The following is a 26079-nucleotide window of genomic DNA, read 5'->3' on the forward strand; positions in this document are numbered from 1 at the left end:
ATCGGTTTCGTCAATCGGGCTCCACGACCCCTTAACCTCTCCCCGTCGGGGACAGGGAGCGTTCCCCTCACTCCGGCTCGCGGCCGAAGTTCGGCGCTGCCGTCTCCTGGCCGATCTCGATGATCGAGCGGCGGATGGCGCGGGTGCGGGTGAACAGGTTGAACAGCGTCTCGCCCTGCTCCCACCTGATCGCCCGCTGAAGCGCGATCAGGTCCTCGGTGAAACGGCCGAGCACCTCGATCACCGCCTCGCGGTTGTTGAGAAACACGTCGCGCCACATGGTCGGGTCGGAGGCGGCGATGCGGGTGAAGTCGCGGAAGCCGCCGGCGGAGAACTTGATGACCTCGGACTGGGTGATCTTCTCCAGATCCGCCGCCGTGCCGACGATGTTGTAGGCGATGAGATGGGGCACATGCGAGGTGATGGCGAGCACCAGATCATGATGCTCAGGGCTCATCACCTCGACATTGGCGCCCATCGCCGCCCAGAACGCGGTAAGCCGCGCCACCGCGTCCTCATCCGCCCCCTCGGGCGGGGTGAGGATCGACCAGCGGTTCTTGAACAGCGTGGCAAAGCCCGCATCGGGGCCGGAATATTCCGTGCCCGCCACCGGATGGCCGGGGATGATATGCACCCGCTCGCCGATATGGGCGCGCAGCGCGGTGAGCACCGAACCCTTGACCGAGCCGACATCCGAGACGATGGCGCCCGGCTTCAGATGCGGGGCAATGGCCTCAGCCACCGCGCCCATGGCGCCGACCGGCACGCAGAGAATGACCAGATCGGCATCGCTTACCGCCTCGGCCGGCGAGGCGGCGACCTCGTCGGCAATGCCGAGCTCGGCGACGCGGGCGCGCACCTCGGGCGCCGCGTCGTAAGCGACGCTTACTTCCGCGAGCTGGCGCACATCGACCGCGCGCAGGATCGACGAGCCGATCAGCCCGAGGCCGATGATGGTGAGCCGGCCGACCAGCGGGCGCGGCAGCGGCGGATCAAGCACCATGGCCGGCGCTCCCCAGAAACTCGGTCAGCGTGGCGACCAGCAGCTCATTGGCCTCCTGCGTGCCGATGGTGAGGCGCAGCGCGCCCGGCAGGCCGTAGGAATCCATGCGCCGCAGGATCAGCCCGCGCTCCATCAGAAAGGCGTCGGCGTCGCGTGCGGTCTTGCCGGGCGTCTCGGGGAAATGCACCAGCACGAAATTGGTCACGCTCGGCGTCACGGTGAGGCCGAGGCCGGTCAGCGCCGCCGTCATCCAGGGCAGCCACTGCTCATTATGCGCGACGGCGCGCTCGACATGCGAGGCATCCTCGATCGCCGCCACCGCCGCGGCGATGCCGGGCGCGGAGACGTTGAAGGCGCCGCGAATGCGGTTGATGGCGTCGATCACCTCGGCCGGGCCGTACATCCAGCCGACGCGCAGCGCGGCAAGGCCGTGGATCTTCGAGAAGGTGCGCAGCATCACCACATTGGGCGAGGTGGCGACCAGCTCGATGCCGGCCTCATAGTCGTTGCGCCGGACATATTCGGCATAGGCCGCGTCGAGCGCCAGCAGCACATGCGGCGGCAGGCCCTTCTGCAGGCGCTTGATCTCGTCGAAGGGCAGATAGGTGCCGGTCGGGTTATTCGGATTGGCGAGGAAGACCACGCGCGTCTTCTCGGTCACCGCCGCCAGCAGAGCGTCGACATCGCTGGTGAGGTTGGTCTCCGGCGCGATCACCGGCGTCGCGCCGGCCGCCAGCGCGGCGATGCGGTAGACCAGGAAGCCGTATTGCGAATAGAGCACCTCGTCGCCCGGGCCGGCAAAGGCCAGCGCGGTGAGCATCAACAGCTCATCCGAGCCGGTGCCGCAGACGATGCGCGCGGGATCGAGCCCATAGGCCGCGCCAATGGCGGCGCGCAGCTTCGTCGACGAGCCATCGGGATAAAGCTCCAGCGCGCCCGCGTCGCGGAAGGCCTCAATTGCCTTCGGACTGGCGCCGAGCGGGTTCTCGTTCGCCGAGAGCTTATGCACCTTCACGCCGGCCCCCGCCTGCGCCTTGCCGGGCACATAGGCCTCGATCGCCTGCACACCGGGGCGCGGGACGGGACGGCTGGGAGAGGTGGCGGACATGACAGGCTCCGGGAGCGGCGGGCGGGAGGGAGGTCGGTCGAAGGCGGCAGATCAGCGTTGCGCGGGATGCTGCGGCGAATGGGTATAGCGGCTCGCATGGGAGCCGACGAGGGCAGCGGCGCGCACCGAGGCGCCGGCAGCGCGCAGCGCGGCGAGCACCGTGTCGAGCCCGACCGCCCCGCCCACGGGAATGGAGGCGAGCAGCGCCGCCCCGTCGAGCCCCCGGTCGGGCACCGCGATCACTTCGGCGAGCGGGGCGAGCGCGCGGGCGGCATGGGCGGTCCAGCCGGCGACATGCAGGCTCCAGGTCTCCACCTCCGTCACCGCGCCATCGGTCACCGGATGAGCGATACAGAACACCGGCAGGCCGGCGGGGTGGTCGGCACGCTCCACGAAAGGCAGCCGCGCGATGATCTTCGGCGCGTGCTCGCCCTCGAGCGCGGTCCACCACGCCCCGGCGCCGGGCGCGGCAAAGGCCGGCACGAGGCCGAGATCGCCCTTGGAACCGGCGACCGCCGCGACGACGCCCATCGCCCCCATATGGGCGACGAAGGGCACGGTGAAGCCGAAATGAAAGCGCGCGCTGTCGCGCATCGCCGCTTCGCCCGAGGCGAGGTCGGCATGCACGGCATAGGGCGCCTGGACATAGGTGAAGGTGGAGATGATGACGCGCCAGATGCCCTCGACCGTATCCAGCGGGAGAATGCCGCGATGCCGGTCGACGATCATCCGCATCATCGAGGCCTCGCGCGCCGGGCGGAAAGCCGAGCCGCCCTCGGCCGCGCGCGAGCGCTTCACCGCCACCAGCCGGTCGATGATCTCGCTGCGCTCGATCAAAAGCGCGTGCATCCCCGCGTCGATGCGGTCGATCTCCGCCCGCAGCACGGCGAGGTCCACGCCGGGCACGGCCGGCGTGCCATCCGGCACGGCGGCGGGTGCCGGGTCCAGCGGTTGCGGCGCGGGGCTTTTGGGCATCTCGTTCATCGGCCGCACTCCTACCCCCGCGCGTGCGCGGTGCAAAACAAATTTTGCCGCCGGATTTATGCTATGCCGGCCGCCCGCCACCATATTGACAAGCGGCGTCTGTGGCTTCATCGGATCGTCCGGTATAACGAACCATTCGTCCGGTTGGACGATTGCTTGAGTTGAGGGTGGTATGCTGGAGAGGACCATCGTCGAAGCGGCCCGCGCCGAGGCGGACCAGCCGCACTCGCCCGTGGCGCATTTCGGCCCGGACAAGCCGCTCAAGCTCGATGCCGGCGGCGAGCTCAGCCCGTTCCAGATCGCCTACCAGACCTATGGCACGCTGAACGCGGCGCGCTCCAACGCCATCCTGATCTGCCACGCGCTTTCCGGCGACCAGCACGCGGCGAATGTCCATCCCGTCACCGGCAAGCCCGGCTGGTGGGAGACGCTGATCGGGCCGGGCAAGCCGATCGACACCGACCGCTTCTTCGTCATCGCCTCCAATGTGCTGGGCGGCTGTCTCGGCACCACCGGCCCGTCCTCCACCAACCCGGCCACCGGCCAGCCCTATGGGCTCGATCTGCCGGTCGTCACCATTGGCGACATGGTGCGGGCGCAGGCCATGCTGATCGACCATCTCGGCATTGAGCGCCTGCTCGCCGTGGTCGGTGGCTCGATGGGCGGCATGCAGGTGCTGCAATGGGCGGCGAGCTACCCCGAGCGCGTCTTCGCCGCCATGCCCATCGCCACCGCCGCGCGCCATTCGGCGCAGAACATCGCCTTCCACGAGGTCGGCCGCCAGGCGGTGATGGCCGATCCGGACTGGCGCGGCGGGCGCTATCTCGCGGAGGGCACCAGCCCGCGCCGGGGCCTCTCGGTCGCGCGCATGGCCGCGCACATCACCTATATGTCCGACTCATCGCTGCACCGGAAGTTCGGCCGGCGCCTGCAGGACCGCGCCGGGCGCACCTTCTCCTTCGACGCGGACTTCCAGGTGGAATCCTATCTGCGCTACCAGGGCGAATCCTTCGTCGACCGCTTCGACGCCAATTCCTATCTCTATGTCACCCGCGCCATGGATTATTTCGACCTCGCGGCGGATTATGGCGGCGTGCTGGCCAATGCCTTCAAGGGCGCGAAGACCCGCTTCTGCTTGGTCTCCTTCACCTCCGACTGGCTGTTCACCACGGCGGATTCGCGCGCCATCGTGCACGCGCTCAATGCGTCCGGCGCGCAGGTCTCGTTTGCCGAGATCGACAGCGACAAGGGCCATGACGCCTTCCTGCTCGACGAGCCGGAATTCTTCGCCATCACCCGCGGCTTCATCGACGCCGCCGCCCGCGCCGTGGGGGTGAGCTGATGTCGCCGCGCGAGACCGCCCTGAAGGAGCTGAAGAACCGCGACCTCACCATGCGCGAGGCCGCACGCGCCGCCTCCGGCAAGCGTATCGACCTGCTGCTGATCGCCGACATGGTGAAGCCCGGCTCGCGCGTGCTGGATGTCGGCTCCGGCGACGGCGAATTGCTGGAACTGCTCGCCACCACGCGCGGCTGCGACGCGCGCGGCATCGAATTGTCGCGCGAGGGCGTCAATGCCGGCGTCGCGCGCGGCCTGCCGATCATCCAGGGCGACGCCGATGTCGACCTGGCCGACTACCCCGACAACGCCTTCGACTATGTGATCCTGTCGCAGACCATCCAGGCGACGCGCCGGCCGAAATGGGTGCTGGAGCAGATGCTGCGCGTCGGCACGCGGGCCATCGTCTCCTTCCCCAATTTCGGCTTCTGGCGGATGCGGCTCGACCTCCTGATCAACGGCCGGATGCCGAGCACGGACAACCTGCCTTATAGCTGGCACGACACGCCCAACATCCATTTCTGCACCATCCGCGACTTCGTCGATCTGGTGGAGGAGGTGGGCGCGAAGATCGAGACCGCGACCGCGCTCGACGCCTCCGGCCACCCGGTGCGGGTCAATCTGCCCTGGGCGGTGTGGAACCTGCTCGGCGAGCAGGCGGTGTTCCTGCTCTCGCGGAAGGGCTGAGGGGGGCGGCGCTTCAGCGCGCAAGGCGCCGCTGCAGGAAGGCCTGCATGTCGCGCCGGCCATCGGTAATGGCGACGATGAAAACCGTAGGGCCTTGGACCGCATAGATCATGCGGTAGGCCTGATGGTGCAGTTCGCGGAACTCGGTAGCGCCGAAGATCGCCAATTCCTTGGGCGCGTTGCCGCGCAACGGCATCTCCGCGAGGGTGGCGAGCTTCTGCTGAAGCACCGTCAGTACCTCTTCCGCGCGGGCCGCGGATTCACTCGCTGTGATGAACTGGCGGATTTCGTTGAGATCGCGCGCCGCCGGGCGGGTTAGTTCCACCTCATACCGCATCAACGGCGCCTCGGCTCAGTCCAGCGAGCCGTCGCGAACGCGCCGCATCGCCTCCTCAAGGGGTATCGTGTTACCCTCGCGAATATCCTTCTGACCCATCTGGACGATCCGCAGCATCGCGATCGCCTCCTGCATCTCCTCATAGGAATCGATGTCCTGCAGCACCGCCTTGGCCTCGCCGTTCACGGTGATGATCATCGGCTGCTGGTGCTCGGCGAGCTTGGCGATGACCTCGGCGGCGTTGGCCTTGAGGTAGCTGATCGGCTTGATGCGTTCGGACAGCTTCATGGCGGCCTCGCGGGAGGAAACAGGGATCGGACGATATAAGGACCGAATATAGTCCTTTTCCGGTCCGCCCTCCAGCGCCGTCAGAACCCTTCGGGCGTCACCCGTCCGGCCGGGCGCGGGGAGAGCACCGGCTCCAGCACCGGCTGAAGCACCTGCAGCCGGCTCGCCCGTCGCTTCAGCGGCACCGGCTTGTAGACCTGCTTGGTCGCCTCGACGATGTGGACGGCGGCGAAGGGCAGAGCGAGGCTCGCCCCGGCCCGCTCCCATGCCACAGCGCCGCGCAGGAACCAGTTGCGCTGCACCGGCGGGATATATAGCGCCTCGCTCCACGCCACCGGCGTGAACAGGGCGCCGCGCAGCAGATCGGTGATCTGGGTGCGCGAGAAAGGCCGCCCATGGCCGAACGGGTTGTTGTCGACCCGCGCCCAGACGCCGCGCCGGTTCGGCACCACGCAGAGCAGCCGCCCGCCCGGCGCCAGCACGCGCCAGACCTCGCGCAGCACGTCTTCCGCGTCCGGCGTCATCTCCAGGAGATGCACGGCGATGACGCGGTCGATCATGCCGTCGCGCAGCGGCAGCTCGGTCTCATGCACCAGCGCGGCGAGCGTCGGCGCGGCGGAGGGCCAGCGGGTAACGCCCTGCGCCCCCGGCATGAAGGCGAGCGCCCGCTCGCACTCCTCGCGAAACACGCCGAGATAGGGCGTCGCATAGCCGATGCCGAGCACGGAGAGCCCGCGCACATTGTCGAAGCGCCCGCGAATGGCGCGGCCGATCAGCCGGCGGGTGACCACGCCGAGGGGCTGGGCATAGAAACTGCGGAGGTCGACGACATCGGGGAACATGTCCCAAGCTTATATCCCAGCGCATGACGCCTTGAAATCACCACGCATTTGCGCCACATAGGCGTCGCATACGAATGATGTTCGTATCGGGGCCGCGTTGCTCGACGTCCGCCGGGGTTAAACCGCGGCAGTCTTCAGCCCCTCATCATCACATATCGCCGACGTCCCAGGCTGCGCGGGGTGTCTCACTGACCCCCGTGATTCGTGCACCGCCGGCACCCTGCCGCGCGGGCGGGATCGTCCATGAAAGAATCCTACTTGACCACCTTTTCCGAGCTCGGCCTCGCCGAGCCTATTCTGAAGGCCCTCGCGGAAGCGAACCACTCCACCCCCACGCCGATCCAGGCCCAGGCCGTTCCGCTGGTTCTCGCCGGCCATGATCTCATCGGCATCGCCCAGACCGGCACCGGCAAGACCGCAGCCTTCGCGCTGCCGATCCTCAACCATCTGGTCACCGAGCGCCGCCGCCCCGAGCGCCGCGCCTGCCGCGCGCTGGTGCTGAGCCCGACCCGCGAGCTCTCCGGCCAGATCCTCGAAAGCTTCCGCCTGTACGGCAAGCATGTGCGCCCCTCGACCGCGCTCGCCATTGGCGGCGTGCCGCTCGGGCGGCAGGCCCGCTCGATCGCCGGTGGCATCGACGTGCTGGTGGCCACCCCCGGCCGCCTCGTCGACCTGATGGAAAACGGCGCGGTGCGTCTCGACCAGGTCGAGGTGTTCGTGCTCGACGAAGCCGACCAGATGCTGGACATGGGCTTCATCCACGCCATCCGTTCCATCGTCGCCAAGCTGCCGGCCAAGCGCCGCAACCTGTTCTTCTCGGCCACCATGCCGCGCGAGATCGAGAAGCTGGCCGACGCGCTGCTGACCGATCCGGTCCGCGTCGCGGTGACCCCGGTCGCCAAGACCGCCGACAAGATCGCCCAGAAGGTGTTCCTCACCGACCGCGCCGGCAAGCCGGACCTGCTGGTCGAGGTGCTCGGCCATGAAGGGCTCGACCGCGCGCTGGTGTTCTCGCGCACCAAGCACGGCGCCGACCGCATCGTGAAGGGCCTGTCCGCCGCCGGCATCGAGTCCGAAGCCATTCACGGCAACAAGTCGCAGCCGCAGCGCGAGCGGGCGCTCGCCGCCTTCCGCGATGGCAAGGTCAAGGTGCTCGTGGCCACCGACATCGCCGCGCGCGGCATCGACGTGCCGGGCGTCAGCCATGTCATCAATTACGACCTGCCGAACGTGCCGGAGAGCTATGTCCACCGCATCGGCCGCACCGCGCGCGCCGGCGCCGAGGGCATCGCCATCTCCTTCTGCGACGGCGAGGAGCGCGCCTTCCTGCGCGACATCGAGCGGCTGATCCGCCTGACCATCCCGTCCGAGGATCGCCGCGGCGAGAGCCGCCGCAGCGAGCCGCGCGAGGGCTTCTCCGACCGTGGCCCGCGCGAGGCGCGCGGTGGCCGTCCGTCGAACAGCCCGCGCGCCCCGCGCGAGGGCGACCGTTCGGCGCGTCCCTTCGCCCGTGGCCCGCGTCCCGAATACCGGGGCGAGGCGTCCGGCGAGGTTCGCGCGGCCGGCCCGCGTCCTGACGGCGCCCGCCATGAGCGCCCGCGTCACGAGGGGCCCCGCCCCGAGCGCGCCCGCACCGAAGGGGCGCGCCCCGAGGGTGGCCGCGTGAACGAGCAGCGCGGCCCGCGCACCTCGTTCCGTCCGCGCTGACGCCCATCCCGGGAGCCTGATCCGCCGGTCCGATGCATTGAATCGGCCCGGATCGCGCTCAAAGCGAGACAAAGCGATGCCGTCGGGTTATGTGCCTGACGGCACGCTGTGCGTAAGCCTGTACGAGGAGAGCCAGGAATGGCGAAAGAGGAACTGCTCGAGTTCGACGGCACCGTCACCGAGGTGCTGCCCGACGGAAATTTCCGCGTCAAACTCGATAATGACCACGAAATTCTCGCCTATGCGGCGGGCAAGATGAAGAAGAACCGCATCCGCACCATCGTCGGTGACCGGGTCGTGGTGGAAATGTCGCCCTACGATCTCGAGCGCGGACGCATCAACTTCCGCCACAAGACCGGTGGCCCGACCCCGCCGATCGGTTCCGGCCAGCGCCGTCCCCCGCCGGGCCGTCGTCGCTGAGCGGATTGCGGGTCACGCCACAGAGCGCGTGACGCCGCCGGGCGCCGCCGCCTCACGCGGCACGCCGTCTCTGTTTCCCCTGATCGGGTTCTAGAACGTCAGCGCTCCTCGCCCGCCGGGGCGAGGCCGAGCGCTTGCGCGAGTCCTGTCGGCCGGCTCGCCGGTTCGCGCAGATCGAGATCCTCGGCGACATGGGCGATGTGCTCGCGCATGCGCCGCGCCGCCAGCTCCGCATCCCCCGCCGCGATCGCCGCGACGATGTCCGCATGTTCGCTCGGCGGGCAGGCGGAATGGTCGCCGCGGGCATAGAGCAGGATCGACAGCGAGCTCAGCGCCTGCAACTCCGTCAGCAGCCGCACGAAGACCGGGTTTCCCGCCTCCTCCGCCATCGCCACATGAAATTGCCCGGTGAGCCGCACCAGCGTGCCGGCATCGCCCGCCGCGCGCGCCGCGTCCTCGGTCGCCAGATGATGGCGCAGCCGGGCAAGCCCCGCCGCCGAGCAGCCGCAGGCGACGCTGCGCGCCACTTCCGGCTCCACCACGGCACGGGCCGCCAGCACATGGCGCGCCTCGTCGCGCGTGGGTGCGGTGACATAGGCGCCGCGATTGGGCCGCTGTTCGATGATGCCGTCCTGCGCGAGCCGCGCCAGCGCCTGCCGGACCACGGTCCGGCTCACCCCGAACAGGGTGGCGAGGCGGTCCTCGGTCAGCTTCTCGCCGGGCGGCAGGCGGCGCTCGAAGATCGCCTGGAGGATCCGGGCCCGGATCGGCGCTTCGGACGAACCCCGGCTGCGGGCGGGGAGATCGGGCGTGACGTGGTTCATCGGGCTCCCGAGGGCTGCTGCGTGAGTTTAACCACGTCGCGGCGCCCGGCGCCATTCGCGGCGCGCAGGACAGACCGCGCGCCGGAGCGGGTCACGCCCGTTCAGACCGGCCAGTCGGCTTCGCGCCAGGCCGAATCCCAGAACATCCATTCGAGCTGGCAGGCGCGCTTATACGCCTCGTGCATGCGCGCCAGCACGTCGGGCGAGGCCTTGGCGGCGGCGCGGTCGGTGGTGGCGATCACCGCGCGCACCGCCTCGTGGAACTCCTCGCCGGCATAGGTGTCGATCCAGGCATCATAGGGATTCGGGCGCACGGCGCGGCCGAGAATATCGCGGCCGATCTCGGCATAGATCCAGAAGCAGGGCAGCAGCGCTGCCAGCACGACGGGATAGGGCTCGGCATGGGCCGTGCCGACAAGGAAGCTGGTGTAGTGGTGGCACACCGGCGACATTTCGGTCCGGGCGAAATCGTCCGGGCTGATGCCGAAGCTCTGGAAGAAGTCGGCATGCAGCGAGCGCTCGACCACCACGGCGACCTTGGCGGCCTCGGCGAACTGCACCAGCCCGTCCGGGTCGTCCGCCTTGGCGGCGGCGATGGCGAGGCCCCGGCCGAAGGCGATGAGGTAATGCGCGTCCTGCACCATGTAGTGGCGGAAGCGCTCCAGCGAGAGCGTGCCATCGGCCAGCGCGTTGTTGAACGGCATGGTGCGGATGGCGTCATAGATCGGCTGGTTGCGGCCCCAGGCATGGGCGCTGAAGGTCGAACCGCTGAAATCACTCATGGGAGCCTCCGGGTGAGGGCCAAATGAAAAGGGCCGCTGTCGAGGCGGCCCGGTTCACAGTCATCTTGTCGCGGGCGAGGCCTCAATGCGCGGTGCGCGCATCGGCCTCGATGGCAGTCGCGGCGGACTTCAGCGCCTCCAGGAAGGCGAGGCGGCGCTGGCGGGTCGCCTCGTCGCGGGCGTCCTCGACGTCTTCCTGCGCGTCCTTGATCATCTGCGCCAGGCGGTCGGCCTTGATCTCCTCAAGCGGGATCGCGGTCTCGGCCAGCACGGTCAGCCCCTGCGGGTTGGCCTCGGCGAAGCCACCACGGACGAAGAGCTTCTTCGTCCCGGCGTCGCCCTTGATGGTCAGGATGCCCGGCTTCAGCGTCGAGACGAAGGGCGAATGGCCGGCGAGGATGCCGAACTCGCCCTCGGTGCCCGGCACGATCACTTCGCTGACCGAGCCGGAATAGACGAGGCGCTCGGGGGAGACGAGCTCGAAGGGAAAGTTGGCCATGTGTCCTCCAGCGGGTGCGTCAGCTCAAAGGCGGGGCCCCGCGCCCCCGAGGGGGCGCCGGGCGGTCAGCCTCACGCGGCTTCGGCAGCCAGCTTCTTGCCCTTCTCGATCGCCTCTTCGATGGTGCCGACCATGTAGAAGGCCTGCTCCGGGAGGTGATCATACTTGCCTTCCACCAGGCCCTTGAAGCCCTTGATGGTGTCGGCGAGGTCGACGAGCTTGCCCGGCGAACCGGTGAAGACTTCGGCGACGTGGAAGGGCTGCGACAGGAAGCGCTCGATCTTGCGGGCGCGGGCGACGGTGAGCTTGTCCTCTTCCGAGAGCTCGTCCATGCCCAGGATCGCGATGATGTCCTGCAGGGCCTTGTAGCGCTGCAGGGTCTGCTGCACCGCGCGGGCCACGTTGTAGTGCTCCTCGCCGATGACCAGCGGCGACAGGATGCGCGAGGTCGAGTCGAGCGGGTCCACGGCCGGGTAGATGCCCTTTTCCGCGATCGAGCGCGAGAGCACGGTCGTGGCGTCGAGATGGGCGAAGGAGGCGGCAGGCGCCGGGTCGGTCAGATCGTCGGCCGGCACGTAAATGGCCTGCACCGAGGTGATCGAACCCTTGGTCGTGGTGGTGATGCGCTCCTGCAGCGCGCCCATGTCGGTGGCGAGCGTCGGCTGATAGCCCACCGCCGAGGGGATGCGGCCGAGCAGCGCCGACACTTCCGAACCCGCCTGGGTGAAGCGGAAGATGTTGTCGACGAAGAACAGCACGTCCTGGCCCTGGTCGCGGAAGTGCTCGGCGACGGTGAGGCCGGTCAGGGCGACGCGGGCGCGGGCGCCCGGGGGCTCGTTCATCTGGCCATAGACCAGGGCGCACTTGGAGCCGGCGGCCGAGCCATTGTGCTCGTGCGGGTCCACGTTCACCTTGGACTCGATCATCTCGTGATAGAGATCGTTGCCCTCACGGGTGCGCTCACCGACGCCGGCGAACACGGAGTAACCGCCGTGCGCCTTCGCGACGTTGTTGATCAGCTCCATGATGAGCACGGTCTTGCCGACGCCGGCGCCGCCGAACAGGCCGATCTTGCCGCCCTTGGAGTAGGGCGCCAGCAGGTCGACGACCTTGATGCCGGTGACCAGGATCTCGGACTCGGTCGACTGCTCGGCATAGGACGGGGCCGGCTGGTGGATGGCGCGGCGGGTCTCGCCGACCACCGGGCCGAGTTCGTCCACCGGCTCGCCGATGACGTTCATGATGCGGCCGAGCGTGGCGTCGCCCACCGGCACCAGGATCGGCGCGCCGGTATCGGTGACGACCGCGCCACGCACCAGACCCTCGGTGGAGTCCATCGCGATGGTGCGCACAGTGTTCTCGCCCAGGTGCTGGGCAACTTCGAGCACGAGGCGCGCGCCGTTATTGGTGGTTTCGAGCGCGTTCAGGATCTCCGGGAGATGATCCTCGAACTGCACGTCCACGACGGCGCCGATGACCTGCGTGATGCGTCCGACATTAGCCATGTTCGTCGTCCTTCCGGTGCCTGGTCCTTGCCTCACAGCGCCTCGGCACCGGAGATGATCTCGATAAGTTCCTTCGTGATCATCGCCTGGCGGGTGCGGTTGTAGGTCAAAGTCTGCTTCTTGATCATGTCACCCGCGTTGCGGGTCGCGTTGTCCATCGCGCTCATGCGGGCGCCCTGTTCGGACGCACCGTTCTCGAGCAGCGCCTTGAAGATCTGAACCGCGAGGTTGCGCGGCAGCAGGTCGGCAAGGATCTCCGCCCCGTCGGGCTCGTAATCATAGGTCGCGGCCGCCCCGCTCGCCGCCGGCGCGACTTCGGGGAAGGTGGCCGGGATCAGCTGCTGACCGGTCGGCACCTGCGAGATGACCGACTGGAAACGGCTGAAGAACTGGGTCGCGATGTCGAACTCGCCGGCGGCGAACATGTCCGAGATCTTCTCGGCAATGGCCCGCGCGTCGGCGAAGGTGACGCCCTTGTTCGAGCGCAGTTCGACAACTTCGACGATCTGCTTGCCGAACTGGCGGCGCAGCGCCTCGTTGCCCTTGCGGCCGACGCAGAAGATCTTGACCGTCTTGCCCTGGTTCATCAGCGCGACGGCGCGGTCGCGGGCGAGGCGGGTGATCGACGAGTTGAACGCGCCGCACAGGCCGCGCTCGGCGGTCAGCACGACGAGAAGATGCGTCTGGTCCTTGCCGGTGCCGGTCAGCAGCAGCGGCACGTCGGGGCCGCTGGAGATCGAGCCGGCGATGTTGCCCAGCACGCTTTCCATGCGCACGGCGTAGGGGCGCGCAGCCTCGGCGGCGAGTTGGGCGCGCCGCAGCTTTGCGGCGGCGACCATCTGCATCGCCTTGGTGATCTTCTGCGTCGCCTTCACCGAAGCGATGCGATTGCGCAGCTCCTTGAGGCTGGCCATGTGCCCTGTTGCTCCGCTCTACCGGCTCAGGCGAAGGACTTGGCGTAGGCGTCGAGCGCCGCCGTCAGCTTCGCCGTGGTCTCCTTGGAAAGCTCCTTGGAGGTGCGGATGGTCTCGAGGATGTCGGCGTGCTTGGTGCGCAGGAGCAGCAGCAGCCCGTCCTCATAGGCGCGAACCTTCGCGACCGGGAGGTTGTCGAGATAGCCGTTGGTGCCGGCATAGATCACGACCACCTGCTCCTCGACCTTGAGCGGCGAGAACTGCGGCTGCTTGAGCAGCTCGGTCAGGCGCGCGCCTCGGTTGAGCAGCTTCTGGGTGGAGGCGTCGAGGTCGGAACCGAACTGGGCGAAGGCGGCCAGCTCGCGGTACTGGGCGAGCTCGCCCTTGATCTTGCCGGCGACCTGCTTCATCGCCTTGATCTGCGCCGAGGAGCCGACGCGCGACACCGAGAGGCCGACGTTCACCGCCGGGCGGATGCCCTGGAAGAACAGGTCGGACTCGAGGAAGATCTGGCCGTCGGTGATCGAGATGACGTTGGTCGGGATGTAGGCCGACACGTCGTTTGCCTGGGTCTCGATGACCGGAAGGGCGGTCAGCGAACCGGCGCCGTTCTCGTCATTGAGCTTGGCGGCGCGCTCGAGCAGGCGCGAGTGGAGATAGAACACGTCGCCCGGATAGGCTTCGCGGCCCGGCGGGCGGCGCAGCAGCAGCGACATCTGGCGGTAGGCCACGGCCTGCTTGGACAGGTCGTCATGGATGATGAGCGCGTGCATCGCGTTGTCGCGGAAATACTCGCCCATCGCGGTGCCGGCGAACGGCGCCAGGAACTGCATCGGCGCGGCGTCCGAGGCGGTCGCGGCGATGACGATGGAGTATTCCAGCGCGCCCTGCTCCTCGAGCACCTTCACGAACTGGGCGACGGTGGAGCGCTTCTGGCCGACGGCGACGTAGACGCAGTAGAGCTTCTGGCTCTCCGGGGCGCCCGCCACGTTCAGCGGCTTCTGGTTCAGGATGGTGTCGAGCGCGATGGCGGTCTTGCCGGTCTGGCGGTCGCCGATGATCAGCTCGCGCTGGCCACGGCCGACCGGGATCAGCGCGTCGATCGCCTTGAGGCCGGTCTGCATCGGCTCGTGCACGGACTTGCGCGGGATGATGCCCGGCGCCTTCACGTCGACGCGGCGGCGCTCGGTGGACTCGATCGGGCCCTTGCCGTCGATCGGGTTGCCGAGGGCGTCGACGACGCGGCCGAGCAGGCCACGGCCGACCGGCACGTCGACGATGGCGCCGGTGCGCTTGACGGTCTGGCCTTCCTTGATCTCGCGGTCGGAGCCGAAAATGACGACGCCGACATTGTCGATTTCGAGGTTCAGCGCCATGCCGCGCGTGCCGTTTTCGAACTCGACCATCTCGCCCGCCTGGACGTTGTCGAGACCGTAGACGCGGGCGATGCCGTCACCGACGGAGAGAACCTGACCGACCTCGGAGACTTCGGCTTCCTGGCCGAAATTCTTGATCTGCTCCTTGAGGATCGCGGAAATTTCAGCGGCGCGGATATCCATCAGCGAACCTCTTTCATCGCAGTGCGGATCGAATTGAGCTTGGTCTTGAGCGAGGCGTCGATGAGCTTCGAGCCGAGCTTGACCTTGAGGCCACCGAGCAGCGCGGGGTCGACCACGACGGCGAGCTTGACGTGCTTGCCGGTCATCTGGTCGAGCGCCTGCTTGAGGGTGGCGGCGTGGGTTTCGGAAAGCGGCTGGGCGACCGTGACCTCGGCCACGACTTCGCCCTTCTCGGCGGCGACGAGCTGGTCGTAGCCGCGCATGATCGCCTCGACGGCGAACAGGCGGCGATTGGCCGCCACGGTCTTGAAGAAATTGCCGGCGAGACCGCCGATCCCGGCCTTGGTCAGGATGGCGACGATCGCCTTTTCCTGTTCCTCGGCAGAGAAGACCGGGCTGCGCACGAGGCGCTTGAGGTCGTCGCTCTCGGCAATCAGGGCGCCGAACCTGTCGAGGTCGGCCTTCACCGCATCGATGACACCGGCGTCACGCGCGAGCTCGAACAGAGCCGTCGCGTAGCGTCCTGCCACTCCGGATACGTAGGTCTCGGCCACAGTGCCTCTCTCGGGACTTTCCGGAAGGGAGCACCTGCCGCCATGGCGCGGCCCCGGCCTCCGGACTGGAAGGGTTCCAACTCAAGGCCGGATATGGAATTTCCCCCACCCGCCCATGAAGTCGGCGGTTCCCTAACACGCCTCTTTGCGTGCTGCAACACGAGGACGTGAGGGATTGCGGGGGGCAAATGACGTAGCGGCCCGGAAACCGAGCAAAGCGGCGCCGATCCCGGCGTCTCAAGGCTTTGTGAGGAGTGCGGCGCTTTGCTGCACCGCGCCGTTTGAGTCGAGATGAGCGCCCGCGCCCGGCTTTCCGCCCACCTGCGGGCGGATGTCGCGCCCGCTCTGGCATTCAAAATACCTAACGAGTCGCGAAAAACGTGGCGCGCGACTGGATCTCAGCCGCGCGTCACCCGCAGCGCGGCGGCCGCCGCAATGGGTCCGAGCACCAGGCAGGCCAGCGACAGCCCGGCGAGGATGCGGAACGGCGTGCCGAACGGTACCGTGCCGCCGATCGCCGTGCCGGTCGCCGCCACCGCGAAGATCAGCACCGGAATGGTCAGCGGCATCACCAGCACCGCGACCAGCAGCCCGCCGCGCCGGAAGGCGGCGGCGAAGGCCGCGCCGATCAGCCCGAGAAAGGTGATGGCCGGCGTGCCGACCAGCAGCGTCAGCGTCAGCGCGCCGATCGAGGCCGGCGACAGGTTCAGCAGAAGCGACAGGATCGGCGCGGCGATTACCAGTGGCAGGCCGGTGGCGATCCAGTGCGCCAGCCCCTTGGCGGCGGCGATGAGTTCCAGCGGCAGTTCCAGCATCGCCATCACGTCGAGCGAGCCGTCCTCGGCATCGGCGGCGAACAGCCGGTCGAGCCCGATCAGCGAGGCCAGCAGCGCGCCGATCCACAAAATGGCGGGACCGATTCGCGCCAGCAAGGCGAGGTCCGGGCCGATGGCGAAGGGCGTCACCACCACCACGGCGAGGAAGAACACGACGCCGAGACCTGCGCCGCCACCGGCGCGCAGGGCGAGCTGGAGGTCGCGCCGCAGAAGGGCGAGAAAGGCGCGCGCCATCATTCCGGCTCCGAACCGATCTCGGCCGCGACCATGGCCCGCGTCGGGCGATAGGCACCGAGATCGAGCCGCGCGGCGGGAAAATCCAGCGGCGCATGGGTGGCGGCGATCAGCAGCCCGCCGCCGGCGACATGGGCGCGGGCGATCTCGCCGAAGCGCGCCTGCGCCTCCACATCGAGCGCGGTCGTCGGCTCGTCGAGCAGCCAGAGCGGGCGATGCGCCACCAGAAGGCGGGCGAGCGCGAGGCGCCGCTTCTGCCCGGCCGAGAGCACCGCGACCGGCAGGCTCCCGAGCCCGCCGAGGCCGACTTCCTCCAGCGCCGCGCTCACCGAAAGGCCGGGACGGCCGAGCATGGCGCGCCAGAAATCGAGATTTTCCCGCGCGCTGAGCGAGGCTTTGTGAGCGTCGAGATGGCCGAGATAATGCGCCTCCTCGGTGAAGTGCTCCGGCTCGCGCGCGCCCTCCAGCCGGATGCGCCCGGCCTCGGGACGGGCGAGGCCCGCCAAAAGTCTAAGCAGCGAGGATTTGCCGGTGCCGTTCGGCCCGGTGACCACCAGCGCGCCGCCGGACTCGACGGTAAAATCGAGGCGCTGGAACAGCTGGCGGGCACCGCGCCGGCAGCCGAGCCCTTCAGCGACCAGCCGCATCGGGCGCCCTCCCGCCGCTGGGGAAGCTGACGCAACGCACAAATTTTCGATGCATCGCGTCGTGCCTCTAGGATCGGTGTTTGAAATGGCTCTATATAGAAAACTGAACGATGCGCCGTCGCCCTTGGCCTGGGCCGCGCGAGCTATAGCCCGCCAGGCCTCATCCCTCCAAGGCCCTCTCGCATCCGTGCCACAATCAGCGGGGATCAGTCTGCCGTGACGTCGCTCGACAGCTTCAAAAGCCGGAAAACTCTCACCGTCGGAAACCGGACTTACGTCTATTACAGCCTTCCGGACGCCGAAAAGAACGGCCTGGATGGCGTTTCCGCCCTCCCCTTCTCGATGAAGGTCCTGCTGGAGAATCTGCTGCGCTTCGAGGACGGCCGCTCCGTCACGAAGAACGACATCATCTCCATCAAGGACTGGCTCATCAACCGCGGCAAGGACGAGCGCGAGATCGCCTATCGTCCCTCGCGCGTGCTGATGCAGGACTTCACCGGCGTTCCCGCCGTGGTCGACCTCGCCGCCATGCGTGACGCGATGGTCAATCTCGGTGGCGACCCCAAGCGCATCAACCCGCTGGTGCCGGTCGACCTCGTCATCGACCATTCGGTGATCGTCAACTTCTTCGGCTCGAAGGACGCCTTCGGCAAGAATGTCGAGGAAGAGTACAAGCAGAACCAGGAGCGCTACCGCTTCCTGAAATGGGGCCAGTCGGCCTTCGACAATTTCCGCGTGGTCCCGCCCGGCACCGGCATCTGCCACCAGGTGAACCTCGAATATCTCGCCCAGACCGTGTGGACCAAGGATGAGGACGGCGCGACCGTCGCCTATCCGGACACCTGCGTCGGCACCGATTCGCACACCACCATGGTCAACGGCCTCGGCGTGCTCGGCTGGGGCGTGGGCGGCATCGAGGCAGAGGCGGCCATGCTCGGCCAGCCGGTCTCCATGCTCATTCCCGAAGTGATCGGCTTCAAGCTCACCGGCGAGCTGACCGAGGGCATCACCGCCACCGACCTCGTGCTCACCGTCACCCAGATGCTGCGCAAGAAGGGCGTCGTCGGCAAGTTCGTCGAGTTCTTCGGCCCCGGTCTCGAGCACCTCTCGCTCGCCGACCGCGCCACCATCGGCAACATGGCGCCGGAATATGGCGCGACCTGCGGCTTCTTCCCGGTCGATTCCGAGACCATCGCCTATCTCGACGAGACCGGCCGCACCGATGACCGCATCGCGCTCGTTGAGGCCTATTCCAAGGCGCAGGGCATGTGGCGCGAGGCCGGCACCGCCGACCCGGTGTTCACCGATGTGCTGGAACTCGACCTCACCACCGTGCTGCCCTCCCTCGCCGGGCCGAAGCGCCCGCAGGACCGCGTGCTGCTCTCCGGCACCAAGCAGGGCTTCCTCGCCGCGCTCGAAGGCGAGTTCAAGAAGGCCGGCGAAGCGGCGAAGCGCGTGCCGGTGGAAGGCACCGACTACACGCTCGGCCATGGCGACGTGACGATCGCCGCCATCACCTCCTGCACCAACACCTCGAACCCCTCGGTGCTGATCGCCGCCGGCCTGCTCGCCCGCAACGCGGCGGCCAAGGGCCTCACCTCCAAGCCCTGGGTGAAGACTTCGCTGGCGCCCGGGAGCCAAGTGGTCGAAGGCTATTTGAACGCGGCCGGTCTCCAGAAGGATCTCGACGCGCTCGGCTTCAACCTGGTCGGCTTCGGCTGCACCACCTGCATCGGCAATTCCGGCCCGCTGCCGGAGCCAATCTCCGAAGCCATCAACAAGAACGACCTCGTCGCCGGCGCCGTGATCTCCGGCAACCGCAATTTCGAGGGCCGCGTGAACCCGGACGTGAAGGCGAACTACCTCGCCTCCCCGCCGCTCGTGGTCGCCTATGCCATCGCCGGCTCGCTGCAGGTGGACCTCACCACCGAGCCGCTCGGCACGGGCTCGGACGGCCAGCCGGTCTATCTCAAGGACATCTGGCCCTCGAACCAGGAAATCGCGAAATTCATCCGCGAGAACGTCACCAAGAAGATGTTCCAGGAGAAGTACGCGGACGTGTTCAAGGGTGACGAGAACTGGCAGAAGATCGCCATTCCCACCGGCGAGACCTATGCCTGGGACGACCGTTCCACCTATGTGCAGAACCCGCCCTATTTCGAGGGCATGAAGATGGAGCCCGAGCCGGTCACCGACATCCTGTCGGCGCGGGTGATGGGCCTGTTCCTCGACTCGATCACCACCGACCACATCTCCCCGGCCGGCTCGATCAAGGAAGCCAGCCCCGCCGGCCATTATCTGCGCGACCATCAGGTGCGCCCGGCCGACTTCAACCAGTACGGCACGCGGCGCGGCAATCACCAGGTGATGATGCGCGGCACCTTCGCCAATATCCGCATCAAGAACCAGATGCTGGACGGCAAGGAAGGCGGCTTCACCAAGCACTGGCCCGACGGCACCGTCATGCCGATCTACGACGCCGCCATGCTCTACAAGAGCGAAGGCGTGCCCACCGTCGTCTTCGCCGGCAAGGAATACGGCACCGGCTCCTCGCGCGACTGGGCGGCCAAGGGCACCAAGCTGCTCGGCATCCGCGCCGTTGTCGCCCAGAGCTTCGAGCGCATCCACCGCTCGAACCTGGTCGGCATGGGCATCGTGCCGCTGGTGTTCCAGAACGATGAGAGCTGGCAGTCGCTCGGCATCAAGGGCGACGAGATCGTCACGCTGAAGGGCATTGAGGGCGACCTCAAGCCGCGCCAGACGCTGATCGCCGAAATCACCTTCGCCGACGGCACGATCAAGAACGTCCCGCTCACCTGCCGCATCGATACGCTGGACGAGCTGGACTACTTCCGCAATGGCGGCATCCTGCCTTACGTGCTGCGCAATCTCGCGGCCTGAGCGGACCGCCTGATCCCGACCTGAAAAGGCCGGCCCGGAGCGATCCGGCGCCGGCCTTTTTGTTGCGGCGCTGTTTGCTGCCCCCTGTCCATGGCAGGGGCAGGCGGCGGGCGCCGTGTTATGGGCTGGCGCGGTATCTGCTTGGTCGCCTTCACCTTTGCGTGCGGCGGCGACAAACGAATGTGACTGGTGCCGGCGCGCCCGCCGTCCTATTGCCTTGAACCGCTCCTGCCGGAGGAGCGCAGAAGGACAGCCCCCGCGACATGCCCCTTTCCGCCGCCCCGCTCCGCCTTTTTGCCGCCGCGCCCCTGCGCGCCGACGGGTACGGGCCGGAATGCCGGCGGGCGGGCGCGGCACGCTTTGGCGCCCCTCTGCGCCGGGCGCTCACCGGCATCGCCGCCACGTTTCTCGCCCCGACGCTTCTCGTCTCCGCCCTGCTGGTCGCCCCCGCCGGGGCGCAGGAGGCCGCGCCGGTCGCCGCTCCCGCCGCCGCGCCGCAAGCCCCCGTCCCCGTCCCCGCGCGCGCCATTCCCGCGCCCAAGGCGGTGATCGAGCTGTTCACCAGCCAGGGCTGCTCCTCCTGCCCGCCCGCCGACAAGCTGCTCGGCGAACTCGCCGACAAGCGGCCGGACGTGCTCGTGCTCTCACTCGCGGTCGATTACTGGGATTATCTCGGCTGGAAGGACACGCTGGCCAAGCACGGCCATTCGCTGCGCCAGAAGGCCTATGCCAAGCAGCGCGGCGACGGCAAGATGTTCACGCCCCAGGTGGTGGTGAACGGCACCGCGATGGCGATCGGCTCCGACCATGCCGGCATCGAGCGGGCGCTGGGCAGAGCGCCCGGCCCCACCGTGCCGCTCACCGTGGAGAACCGTGGCGGCACGCTGCATGTCACCGTCGACAAGGCGCCGGGCGGCCTGACGCCGGAGGGCCTTGGCCCGGCCGAGGTCTGGCTTTGCCCGGTGGCGAGCCGCATGGATGTCGAGATCGGCCGCGGCGAGAATGAGGGCAGCCACGTCACCTACCACAATGTGGTGCGCGGCTGGGTGAAGCTCGGCGACTGGGACGGCACGCGCATGAGCTATGAGGCGCCGCTGAAGATCCCGCCCGAGTTCAAGGCCGACCAGGTGGCGGTGATCGTGCAGGCCGGCAGCTTCAACGAGCCCGGCCCCATCCTCAGCGCGGCCCTCGCCCCGCTGAAATAGCGCGCCGGGCGCGCCGCCTCGTCGCCGGACATCCATCGACCAAAAGAAAAGGGCCGGCGCGAGCCAGCCCTGAGAGCAATTCGGGGATTGAACCTAGAACATAACGTCAGGCCGGTCCGCATCACGCCGCGGGGGGCTGGGGGGCTGGGAAACCGATGCGCTCTGCGAACCGGCCCGACGCTATGATGTGAATATGGAGAGGCCGCTTGGCACCGCCACGGCCGAATTCGGGCGGGCTTGTGTTTTCGGTTAACGACCCCGTGATCGTTCATTGCCGCATATTGCCGATAGGTGACGGCCGGACGACGCCCCCCGCCCAAGCCTCCCGCCCGACGCGCCGTCATGGCCGGGCTTGGCCCGGCCATCCACGACTTCCCTTCGACGCACCCGGCCAAGTCGTGGATCCCCGGGCCGAGCCCGGGGATGACGGCGTGAGGGCTGGAAGCCCCCATCCCGAACGGCGCCCAACGTTTCAACCGTCATCCCGGCCGAGCGCAGCGAGAGCCGGGATCGTCGGCCGATCATGAGCCGGGACGCGATCCCGGCTCGGCCTTCGGCCGTCCGGGATGACGGGATGATTGCGGGCGGGCGTGATGGGCAAGAACAATGCAGCGCCGCCCTCACGCCTCCGCGATGGTGAGGCAGCGGCGGCGGGCGGCGTCCAGGCCCTCGGCGATGGCGGCGCGCAGAGGGGAGGCTTCCATCGCCGTGAGACCCGCTGCGGTGGTGCCGGCATAATCCAGCATCTCCCGCACGAAGGTAGCGGGTGGATCGGCGCTCTCCGCCAGCATCGCCCCGCCGGCGCGAAAAAGCTGGGCGACGGCGCGGCGGGCGACCTCGGGCGCGATGCCCTGCGCCTGCGCATAATCCTGCACGCAGGCGGCGAAATAGGCGACGAAGCCCGGCACCGGGCCGGTCACCGCCGTGAACACATCGATATGGCTCTCCTGCGGCACTTCGTCGGTCAGGCCGCAGGCCTTGAGGAGCGCGCACACCGTGGCGATGTCCGCCGCGCTGAGACCCGGCGCATAAAACGGCGAATAGGCCATGCCGATCTCGGCCGCCGGGTTCGACATGGCACGCGCCAGCCTTTCCGTCCCGGTGATGGCGCGCAGCTGCTCACGGCTAATGCCGGCCATGACGGAGACGACGAGGCAGCTCACCGCCCGCAGGCGCAGGGTCTGCCCCGCATGCGGCGGCAAAGCGAGCAGCAGCGTGTCGCAGCACCCGGCCGCCTCCTGCGGATCGGTGGTCCATTCGACGCCCGCGATCCCCGCCAGCGCGCCGGTGGGGCCGGAACGGTTGCAGACGATCAGCCGCTCGGGCGTCACCGTGCCCGCCCGCAGCACCGCCCCGGCGATCGCCCCGCCCAGCTGGCCGCAGCCAATAAGCCCGAGCCGCCCCGGCCCCGTGTCGTCCGCCATCGTCCGCCCTCCCGCTGGCCGCGCCGCGTCTCCATCCATACAACGTCATCCCGGCCGAGCGCAGCGAGAGCCGGGATCGGTGTCCGGCATAAGACGCGGCGCCCGATCCCGGCTCGGCCTTCGGCCGTCCGGGATGACGGCCTCCGCTCACGCGCCGTCATGGCCGGGCTTGGCCCGACCATCCACGACTTCCCTCCGACGCGCCCGGCCAAGACGTGGATCCCCGGGCCTAGCCCGGGGATGACGGCGTAAGGGCTGGAAGCCCCATCCCGAACGGCGCCCAACATTTCAGCCGTCATCCCGGCCGAGCGGAGCGAGAGCCGGGATCGGTGTCCGGCATAAGACGCGGCGTCATGGCCGGGCTTGGCCCGGCCATCCACGACTTCCCTTCGACGCACCCGGCCAAGTCGTGGATCCCCGGGCCTAGCCTGGGGATGACGGCGTGAGGGCTGGAAGCCCCATCCCGAACGGCGCCCAACATTTCAGCCGTCATCCCGGCCGAGCGCAGCGAGAGCCGGGATCGGTGTCCGGCATAAGACGCGGCGCCCGATCCCGGCTCGGCCTTCGGCCGTCCGGGATGACGGCCTCCGCTCACGCGCCGTCATGGCCGGGCTTGGCCCGGCCATCCACGACTTCCCTCCGACGCACCCGGCGAAGACGTGGATCCCCGGGTCAAGCCCGGGGATGACGGTGTGAGGGGAGTTGAGGGCGCGCGCCTTTGGGCGGGGATGGCGCCGCCCGCTCTGGCGTCCGGCGCGGGGGTGCCTAGATAAGGCCCGACCCTTCCTCGCACCGGAGCTTCCGCGTGACCGATCTTTCCGCCTTCCCCATCGCCGCCCGCTGGCCTGCGCAGCACCCGGATCGGCTCCAGCTCTATTCCTTCCCCACGCCGAACGGCGTGAAGATCTCCATCCTGCTGGAGGAAACCGGCCTGCCCTATGAGGCGCACACCATCAATATCGGCAAGGACGAGACCTGGACGCCGGAATTCCTCGCGCTGAACCCCAATGGCAAGATCCCGGCGATCCTCGATCCGAACGGACCGGGCGGAAAGCCGCTCGCTTTGTTCGAGAGCGGGGCGATCCTCATCTATCTCGCCGAGAAGACCGGCCAGTTCCTGCCGACCGACCCGGCCGCGCGCTACGAGACCATCCAGTGGGTGATGTGGCAGATGGCCGGGCTCGGGCCGATGTTCGGCCAGCTCGGCTTCTTCCACAAATTCGCCGGCGCGGCCTATGAGGACAAGCGCCCGCGCGAACGCTACGCCAAGGAGAGCGCCCGCCTCATCCGCGTGCTGGAGGACCGGCTCGCGGGCCGCGACTGGATCATGGGCGCGGACTACACCATCGCCGACATGGCGTGCCTCGGCTGGGTGCGCAACCTCATCGGCTTCTACGGCGCGGCCGATCTCGTCGCCTATCAGGAACTGACGAACGTGCCGGCCTGGCTGGAGCGCGGCCTTGCCCGCCCCGCCGTGCAGCGCGGTCTGGAAATCCCCCCGCGGCCCTGAGCCGTAGAAGGCGCGGGGATGGCGGATGCTCGCCGGGCCGTGATGGCCAGACGGGCGTTTTCGCCTATAAGCTCGGGACACGCGGCCGGCGCGCGCCGGCCGCCGCGAGGAAGGGTCAGCCGATGAACAAGATCGTCCCGGTGCCGGGTGGCACCGTCACCCCTGCGGCGGGCGCAGGCACGCACCTTCCCGCCGGCCATCCGCCGGTGAAGGTCGGCAAGATCGGCGTGCTCATCGTCAATCTCGGCACGCCGGATGGCACCGACTACTGGTCGATGCGCCGCTACCTCAAGGAGTTCCTCTCCGACCGGCGGGTGATCGAGGTCAACCGCGTGCTGTGGTGGTTCATCCTCAACGTCATCATCCTGTCGATCCGCCCGCAGGCCAAGGGCAAGGACTACGCGACGATCTGGAACAATGAGCGCAATGAGGGCCCGCTGCGCACCATCACCCGTTCGCAGGCCGAGCAGCTCGCGGCCCGCATCGGCCCGCTGGACGGGCGCCTCGTGGTCGATTGGGCGATGCGCTACGGCAATCCCTCCATCGCCTCGCGCATCGAGGCGCTGCAGCAGCAGGGCTGCGACAAGCTGCTGCTCGTGCCGCTCTACCCGCAATATGCCGCCGCCACTTCCGCCACCGTCTGTGATGCGGCCTTCGATGCGCTGAAAGCCATGCGCTGGCAGCCGGTACTGCGCGTCGCCGCGCCCTGGCCGGACGAGCCCGCCTATATCGAGGCGCTCGCCAATTCCATCACCACGGAACTCGCCGGGCTGGACTGGGAGCCGGAGCTGGTCATCGCCTCGTTCCACGGCATTCCGAAGGAATATTTCGACAAGGGTGACCCCTATCACTGCTACTGCTACAAGACCGCCCGCCTCGTGCGCGAGAAGCTCGGCTGGCCCGAGGGCAAGCTGAAGGTCACCTTCCAGTCGCGCTTCGGCAAGGCGGAATGGCTGCAGCCCTATACCGACAAGACCATTGAGGCGCTGGCGCAATCCGGCGTGAAGAAGATCGCCGTCATCACTCCCGGCTTCGTCGCCGACTGCCTGGAGACTCTGGAAGAGATCGCCGGCGAGAATGCCGAGATCTTCCACCATGCCGGCGGCGAGAAGTTCCACTTCATCCCCTGCCTGAATGATTCGGACGGCGGCATGAACACGCTGGAAGCCGTGGTGAAGCGCGAACTGCGCGGCTGGGCGGAGATCGGCTGAGGCGGGGGCTAAGGAACCCTGACGGCGCCCAACATTTCAGCCGTCATCCCGGCCGAAGCGCAGCGCAGAGCCGGGATCGTCACACGGTGACAGGGCGGCCCGCGATCCCGGCTCGGCCTTCGGCCGTCCGGGATGACGACCTCTCTCCCCACGCACCGTCATGGCCGGGCTTGACCCGGCCATCCACGACTTGCCGCACGCGCACCCGGTCGACGTCGTGGATCCCCGGATCAAGTCCGGGGATGACGTCGTGAGAGCTGGAAGCGTCATCCCTCGCCCCCCACGCCCGCAAAATCCCTGCGGCCGGCTTGAACCGCGCCGCTGGCGGGGTGATCATGACAGGTGGATGAATGACGCGCGGGTGCCGCTTCGCGCGCGAACCGGGAGGACGCCCGTGGCGGACACCGATCCCATAAGCCTGCCGGTCGGGCGTGATGTGCGCGTGACCTTCGACCGGCGCGAGCTCGACCGCATTCTCGACCTCTATGGCCGCATGGTCGCCATTGGCGAATGGCGCGACTACGCCATCGACTTCGGCCGCGACCGGGCGGTGTTCTCCATTTTCCGCCGGGCCGCCGAGGTGCCGATCTACCGCATCGAGAAAGACCCGCGCCTTGCCCGCAAGCAGGGCGCCTACACAGTGGTGTCGCAGACCGGCCTCATCCTCAAGCGCGGGCACGAGCTTGCGCGCGTGCTGCAGGTGTTGGAAAAACCCCTGCGCGTGGTCAACTGACCTACGCCCGCCCCGCGTCGCTCCCCC

The 26079-nt window shown here is 68.4% G+C and carries 25 protein-coding genes; 9 read left to right on the forward strand and 16 right to left on the reverse strand.

The features are described from left to right. Nucleotides 1-67 precede the first annotated feature (67 nt). From AncyloWKF20_RS15695 to AncyloWKF20_RS15705, 3 genes are read right to left on the reverse strand one after another with little or no spacing between them, the layout of a single operon-like run. Nucleotides 68-1003 carry a prephenate/arogenate dehydrogenase family protein gene (locus AncyloWKF20_RS15695; protein ID WP_279314940.1) on the reverse strand — a complete coding sequence of 312 codons (936 nt, stop codon included), beginning with the start codon at nt 1001-1003 and terminating at the stop codon, nt 68-70. Beyond that, nucleotides 993-2111, reverse strand: a complete 1119-nt coding sequence (gene hisC, locus AncyloWKF20_RS15700) for a histidinol-phosphate transaminase (protein WP_279314941.1) — start codon at nt 2109-2111, stop codon at nt 993-995. Before hisC ends, AncyloWKF20_RS15695 begins: the two co-directional genes overlap by 11 nt. Nucleotides 2112-2162: 51 nt before the next feature. After that, a complete protein-coding gene (locus AncyloWKF20_RS15705; protein WP_279314942.1) occupies nt 2163-3095 on the reverse strand; it encodes a chorismate mutase in 933 nt (310 codons plus the stop codon). Nucleotides 3096-3267: 172 nt separating this feature from the next. Here AncyloWKF20_RS15705 and AncyloWKF20_RS15710 point away from each other — a divergent pair, with 172 nt between their 5' ends. Together AncyloWKF20_RS15710 and metW are read left to right on the forward strand one after the other, a co-directional pair. Further along, entirely contained in the window at nt 3268-4437 is a 1170-nt protein-coding gene (locus tag AncyloWKF20_RS15710) for a homoserine O-acetyltransferase (RefSeq protein ID WP_279314943.1), read from the forward strand. A 50-nt stretch (nt 4438-4487) separates the two neighbouring features. Continuing rightward, nucleotides 4488-5120, forward strand: coding sequence for a methionine biosynthesis protein MetW (metW, locus tag AncyloWKF20_RS15715; protein WP_267585601.1), 633 nt, complete (start codon nt 4488-4490; stop codon nt 5118-5120). Nucleotides 5121-5133: 13 nt separating this feature from the next. Here metW and AncyloWKF20_RS15720 read toward each other — a convergent pair whose 3' ends face one another. The 3 genes from AncyloWKF20_RS15720 to AncyloWKF20_RS15730 form a co-directional block, all read right to left on the reverse strand. After that, entirely contained in the window at nt 5134-5457 is a 324-nt protein-coding gene (locus tag AncyloWKF20_RS15720; RefSeq protein ID WP_279314944.1) for a type II toxin-antitoxin system RelE/ParE family toxin, read from the reverse strand. 15 nt (nt 5458-5472) lie between these two features. Continuing rightward, nucleotides 5473-5745 (reverse strand): type II toxin-antitoxin system Phd/YefM family antitoxin, encoded by a 273-nt coding sequence (locus AncyloWKF20_RS15725; RefSeq protein ID WP_213755292.1) that lies wholly within the window; start codon nt 5743-5745, stop codon nt 5473-5475. A gap of 80 nt (nt 5746-5825) precedes the next feature. Then, nucleotides 5826-6587 carry a class I SAM-dependent methyltransferase gene (locus tag AncyloWKF20_RS15730; RefSeq protein WP_279314945.1) on the reverse strand — a complete coding sequence of 254 codons (762 nt, stop codon included), beginning with the start codon at nt 6585-6587 and terminating at the stop codon, nt 5826-5828. A 243-nt stretch (nt 6588-6830) separates the two neighbouring features. Here AncyloWKF20_RS15730 and AncyloWKF20_RS15735 point away from each other — a divergent pair, with 243 nt between their 5' ends. Then, nucleotides 6831-8294: a DEAD/DEAH box helicase gene (locus AncyloWKF20_RS15735; protein WP_279314946.1), complete on the forward strand. Its 1464-nt coding sequence runs from the start codon at nt 6831-6833 to the stop codon at nt 8292-8294. Nucleotides 8295-8432: 138 nt separating this feature from the next. Continuing rightward, entirely contained in the window at nt 8433-8714 is a 282-nt protein-coding gene (gene infA / locus AncyloWKF20_RS15740; RefSeq protein ID WP_183188718.1) for a translation initiation factor IF-1, read from the forward strand. Nucleotides 8715-8812: 98 nt separating this feature from the next. On the opposite strand, the gene AncyloWKF20_RS15745 is transcribed toward infA, so the two are convergent. From AncyloWKF20_RS15745 to ccmA, 9 genes are all read right to left on the reverse strand, one after another. Continuing rightward, on the reverse strand, nt 8813-9538 hold the full coding sequence (locus AncyloWKF20_RS15745) for a GntR family transcriptional regulator (RefSeq protein ID WP_279314947.1): 726 nt from the start codon (nt 9536-9538) through the stop codon (nt 8813-8815). Nucleotides 9539-9639: 101 nt separating this feature from the next. After that, nucleotides 9640-10320, reverse strand: a complete 681-nt coding sequence (tenA, locus tag AncyloWKF20_RS15750; RefSeq protein ID WP_279314948.1) for a thiaminase II — start codon at nt 10318-10320, stop codon at nt 9640-9642. An 82-nt stretch (nt 10321-10402) separates the two neighbouring features. Continuing rightward, nucleotides 10403-10819 carry a F0F1 ATP synthase subunit epsilon gene (locus AncyloWKF20_RS15755; protein WP_279314949.1) on the reverse strand — a complete coding sequence of 139 codons (417 nt, stop codon included), beginning with the start codon at nt 10817-10819 and terminating at the stop codon, nt 10403-10405. Between the two features lie 71 nt (nt 10820-10890). After that, the gene (atpD, locus tag AncyloWKF20_RS15760; RefSeq protein ID WP_279314950.1) at nt 10891-12324 is read right to left on the reverse strand and encodes a F0F1 ATP synthase subunit beta; all 1434 of its coding nucleotides are present in this window, start codon (nt 12322-12324) and stop codon (nt 10891-10893) included. 32 nt (nt 12325-12356) lie between these two features. Continuing rightward, nucleotides 12357-13238, reverse strand: a complete 882-nt coding sequence (locus AncyloWKF20_RS15765; RefSeq protein WP_279314951.1) for a F0F1 ATP synthase subunit gamma — start codon at nt 13236-13238, stop codon at nt 12357-12359. A 26-nt stretch (nt 13239-13264) separates the two neighbouring features. Beyond that, complete coding sequence (gene atpA / locus AncyloWKF20_RS15770) at nt 13265-14797, reverse strand: F0F1 ATP synthase subunit alpha (RefSeq protein WP_279314952.1); 1533 nt, start codon at nt 14795-14797, stop codon at nt 13265-13267. Next, nucleotides 14797-15351: a F0F1 ATP synthase subunit delta gene (locus AncyloWKF20_RS15775; protein ID WP_279314953.1), complete on the reverse strand. Its 555-nt coding sequence runs from the start codon at nt 15349-15351 to the stop codon at nt 14797-14799. Before AncyloWKF20_RS15775 ends, atpA begins: the two co-directional genes overlap by 1 nt. A gap of 398 nt (nt 15352-15749) precedes the next feature. Continuing rightward, nucleotides 15750-16421, reverse strand: a complete 672-nt coding sequence (gene ccmB, locus AncyloWKF20_RS15780) for a heme exporter protein CcmB (protein WP_267585598.1) — start codon at nt 16419-16421, stop codon at nt 15750-15752. Next, the gene (gene ccmA / locus AncyloWKF20_RS15785) at nt 16421-17068 is read right to left on the reverse strand and encodes a heme ABC exporter ATP-binding protein CcmA (protein WP_279314954.1); all 648 of its coding nucleotides are present in this window, start codon (nt 17066-17068) and stop codon (nt 16421-16423) included. The genes ccmB and ccmA overlap by 1 nt, the downstream gene beginning before the upstream one ends. 216 nt (nt 17069-17284) lie before the next feature. On the opposite strand from ccmA, the gene acnA reads away from it, so the two are divergent. Both acnA and AncyloWKF20_RS15795 read left to right on the forward strand, forming a co-directional pair. Then, nucleotides 17285-19969: an aconitate hydratase AcnA gene (gene acnA, locus AncyloWKF20_RS15790; RefSeq protein ID WP_279314955.1), complete on the forward strand. Its 2685-nt coding sequence runs from the start codon at nt 17285-17287 to the stop codon at nt 19967-19969. 263 nt (nt 19970-20232) lie between these two features. Further along, entirely contained in the window at nt 20233-21174 is a 942-nt protein-coding gene (locus tag AncyloWKF20_RS15795) for a DUF1223 domain-containing protein (RefSeq protein ID WP_279314956.1), read from the forward strand. A 620-nt stretch (nt 21175-21794) separates the two neighbouring features. Here the strand turns inward: AncyloWKF20_RS15795 and AncyloWKF20_RS15800 are convergent. Then, nucleotides 21795-22598 carry a pyrroline-5-carboxylate reductase dimerization domain-containing protein gene (locus tag AncyloWKF20_RS15800; RefSeq protein WP_279314957.1) on the reverse strand — a complete coding sequence of 268 codons (804 nt, stop codon included), beginning with the start codon at nt 22596-22598 and terminating at the stop codon, nt 21795-21797. 805 nt (nt 22599-23403) lie between these two features. Here AncyloWKF20_RS15800 and AncyloWKF20_RS15805 point away from each other — a divergent pair. The 3 genes from AncyloWKF20_RS15805 (at nt 23404) to AncyloWKF20_RS15815 (ending at nt 26052) form a co-directional block, all read left to right on the forward strand. After that, complete coding sequence (locus AncyloWKF20_RS15805) at nt 23404-24108, forward strand: glutathione S-transferase N-terminal domain-containing protein (RefSeq protein WP_279314958.1); 705 nt, start codon at nt 23404-23406, stop codon at nt 24106-24108. 122 nt (nt 24109-24230) lie between these two features. Further along, nucleotides 24231-25319, forward strand: a complete 1089-nt coding sequence (gene hemH, locus AncyloWKF20_RS15810; protein WP_279314959.1) for a ferrochelatase — start codon at nt 24231-24233, stop codon at nt 25317-25319. Between the two features lie 394 nt (nt 25320-25713). Then, nucleotides 25714-26052, forward strand: coding sequence for a DUF2794 domain-containing protein (locus AncyloWKF20_RS15815; protein WP_267584541.1), 339 nt, complete (start codon nt 25714-25716; stop codon nt 26050-26052). Nucleotides 26053-26079: the final 27 nt, after the last annotated feature.

Source organism: Ancylobacter sp. WKF20 (assembly GCF_029760895.1).
Taxonomy (GTDB): Bacteria; Pseudomonadota; Alphaproteobacteria; order Rhizobiales; family Xanthobacteraceae; genus Ancylobacter.

Coding starts and splice junctions, on each gene's coding strand:
- AncyloWKF20_RS15695 (WP_279314940.1), bottom strand. CDS start 1,003: ATGGTGCTTGATCCGCCGCTGCCGCGCCCGCTGGTCGGCCGGCTCACC.
- hisC (WP_279314941.1), bottom strand. CDS start 2,111: ATGTCCGCCACCTCTCCCAGCCGTCCCGTCCCGCGCCCCGGTGTGCAG.
- AncyloWKF20_RS15705 (WP_279314942.1), bottom strand. CDS start 3,095: ATGAACGAGATGCCCAAAAGCCCCGCGCCGCAACCGCTGGACCCGGCA.
- AncyloWKF20_RS15710 (WP_279314943.1), top strand. CDS start 3,268: ATGCTGGAGAGGACCATCGTCGAAGCGGCCCGCGCCGAGGCGGACCAG.
- metW (WP_267585601.1), top strand. CDS start 4,488: ATGCGCGAGGCCGCACGCGCCGCCTCCGGCAAGCGTATCGACCTGCTG.
- AncyloWKF20_RS15720 (WP_279314944.1), bottom strand. CDS start 5,457: ATGCGGTATGAGGTGGAACTAACCCGCCCGGCGGCGCGCGATCTCAAC.
- AncyloWKF20_RS15725 (WP_213755292.1), bottom strand. CDS start 5,745: ATGAAGCTGTCCGAACGCATCAAGCCGATCAGCTACCTCAAGGCCAAC.
- AncyloWKF20_RS15730 (WP_279314945.1), bottom strand. CDS start 6,587: ATGTTCCCCGATGTCGTCGACCTCCGCAGTTTCTATGCCCAGCCCCTC.
- AncyloWKF20_RS15735 (WP_279314946.1), top strand. CDS start 6,831: ATGAAAGAATCCTACTTGACCACCTTTTCCGAGCTCGGCCTCGCCGAG.
- infA (WP_183188718.1), top strand. CDS start 8,433: ATGGCGAAAGAGGAACTGCTCGAGTTCGACGGCACCGTCACCGAGGTG.
- AncyloWKF20_RS15745 (WP_279314947.1), bottom strand. CDS start 9,538: ATGAACCACGTCACGCCCGATCTCCCCGCCCGCAGCCGGGGTTCGTCC.
- tenA (WP_279314948.1), bottom strand. CDS start 10,320: ATGAGTGATTTCAGCGGTTCGACCTTCAGCGCCCATGCCTGGGGCCGC.
- AncyloWKF20_RS15755 (WP_279314949.1), bottom strand. CDS start 10,819: ATGGCCAACTTTCCCTTCGAGCTCGTCTCCCCCGAGCGCCTCGTCTAT.
- atpD (WP_279314950.1), bottom strand. CDS start 12,324: ATGGCTAATGTCGGACGCATCACGCAGGTCATCGGCGCCGTCGTGGAC.
- AncyloWKF20_RS15765 (WP_279314951.1), bottom strand. CDS start 13,238: ATGGCCAGCCTCAAGGAGCTGCGCAATCGCATCGCTTCGGTGAAGGCG.
- atpA (WP_279314952.1), bottom strand. CDS start 14,797: ATGGATATCCGCGCCGCTGAAATTTCCGCGATCCTCAAGGAGCAGATC.
- ccmB (WP_267585598.1), bottom strand. CDS start 16,421: ATGGCGCGCGCCTTTCTCGCCCTTCTGCGGCGCGACCTCCAGCTCGCC.
- ccmA (WP_279314954.1), bottom strand. CDS start 17,068: ATGCGGCTGGTCGCTGAAGGGCTCGGCTGCCGGCGCGGTGCCCGCCAG.
- AncyloWKF20_RS15795 (WP_279314956.1), top strand. CDS start 20,233: ATGCCCCTTTCCGCCGCCCCGCTCCGCCTTTTTGCCGCCGCGCCCCTG.
- AncyloWKF20_RS15800 (WP_279314957.1), bottom strand. CDS start 22,598: ATGGCGGACGACACGGGGCCGGGGCGGCTCGGGCTTATTGGCTGCGGC.
- hemH (WP_279314959.1), top strand. CDS start 24,231: ATGAACAAGATCGTCCCGGTGCCGGGTGGCACCGTCACCCCTGCGGCG.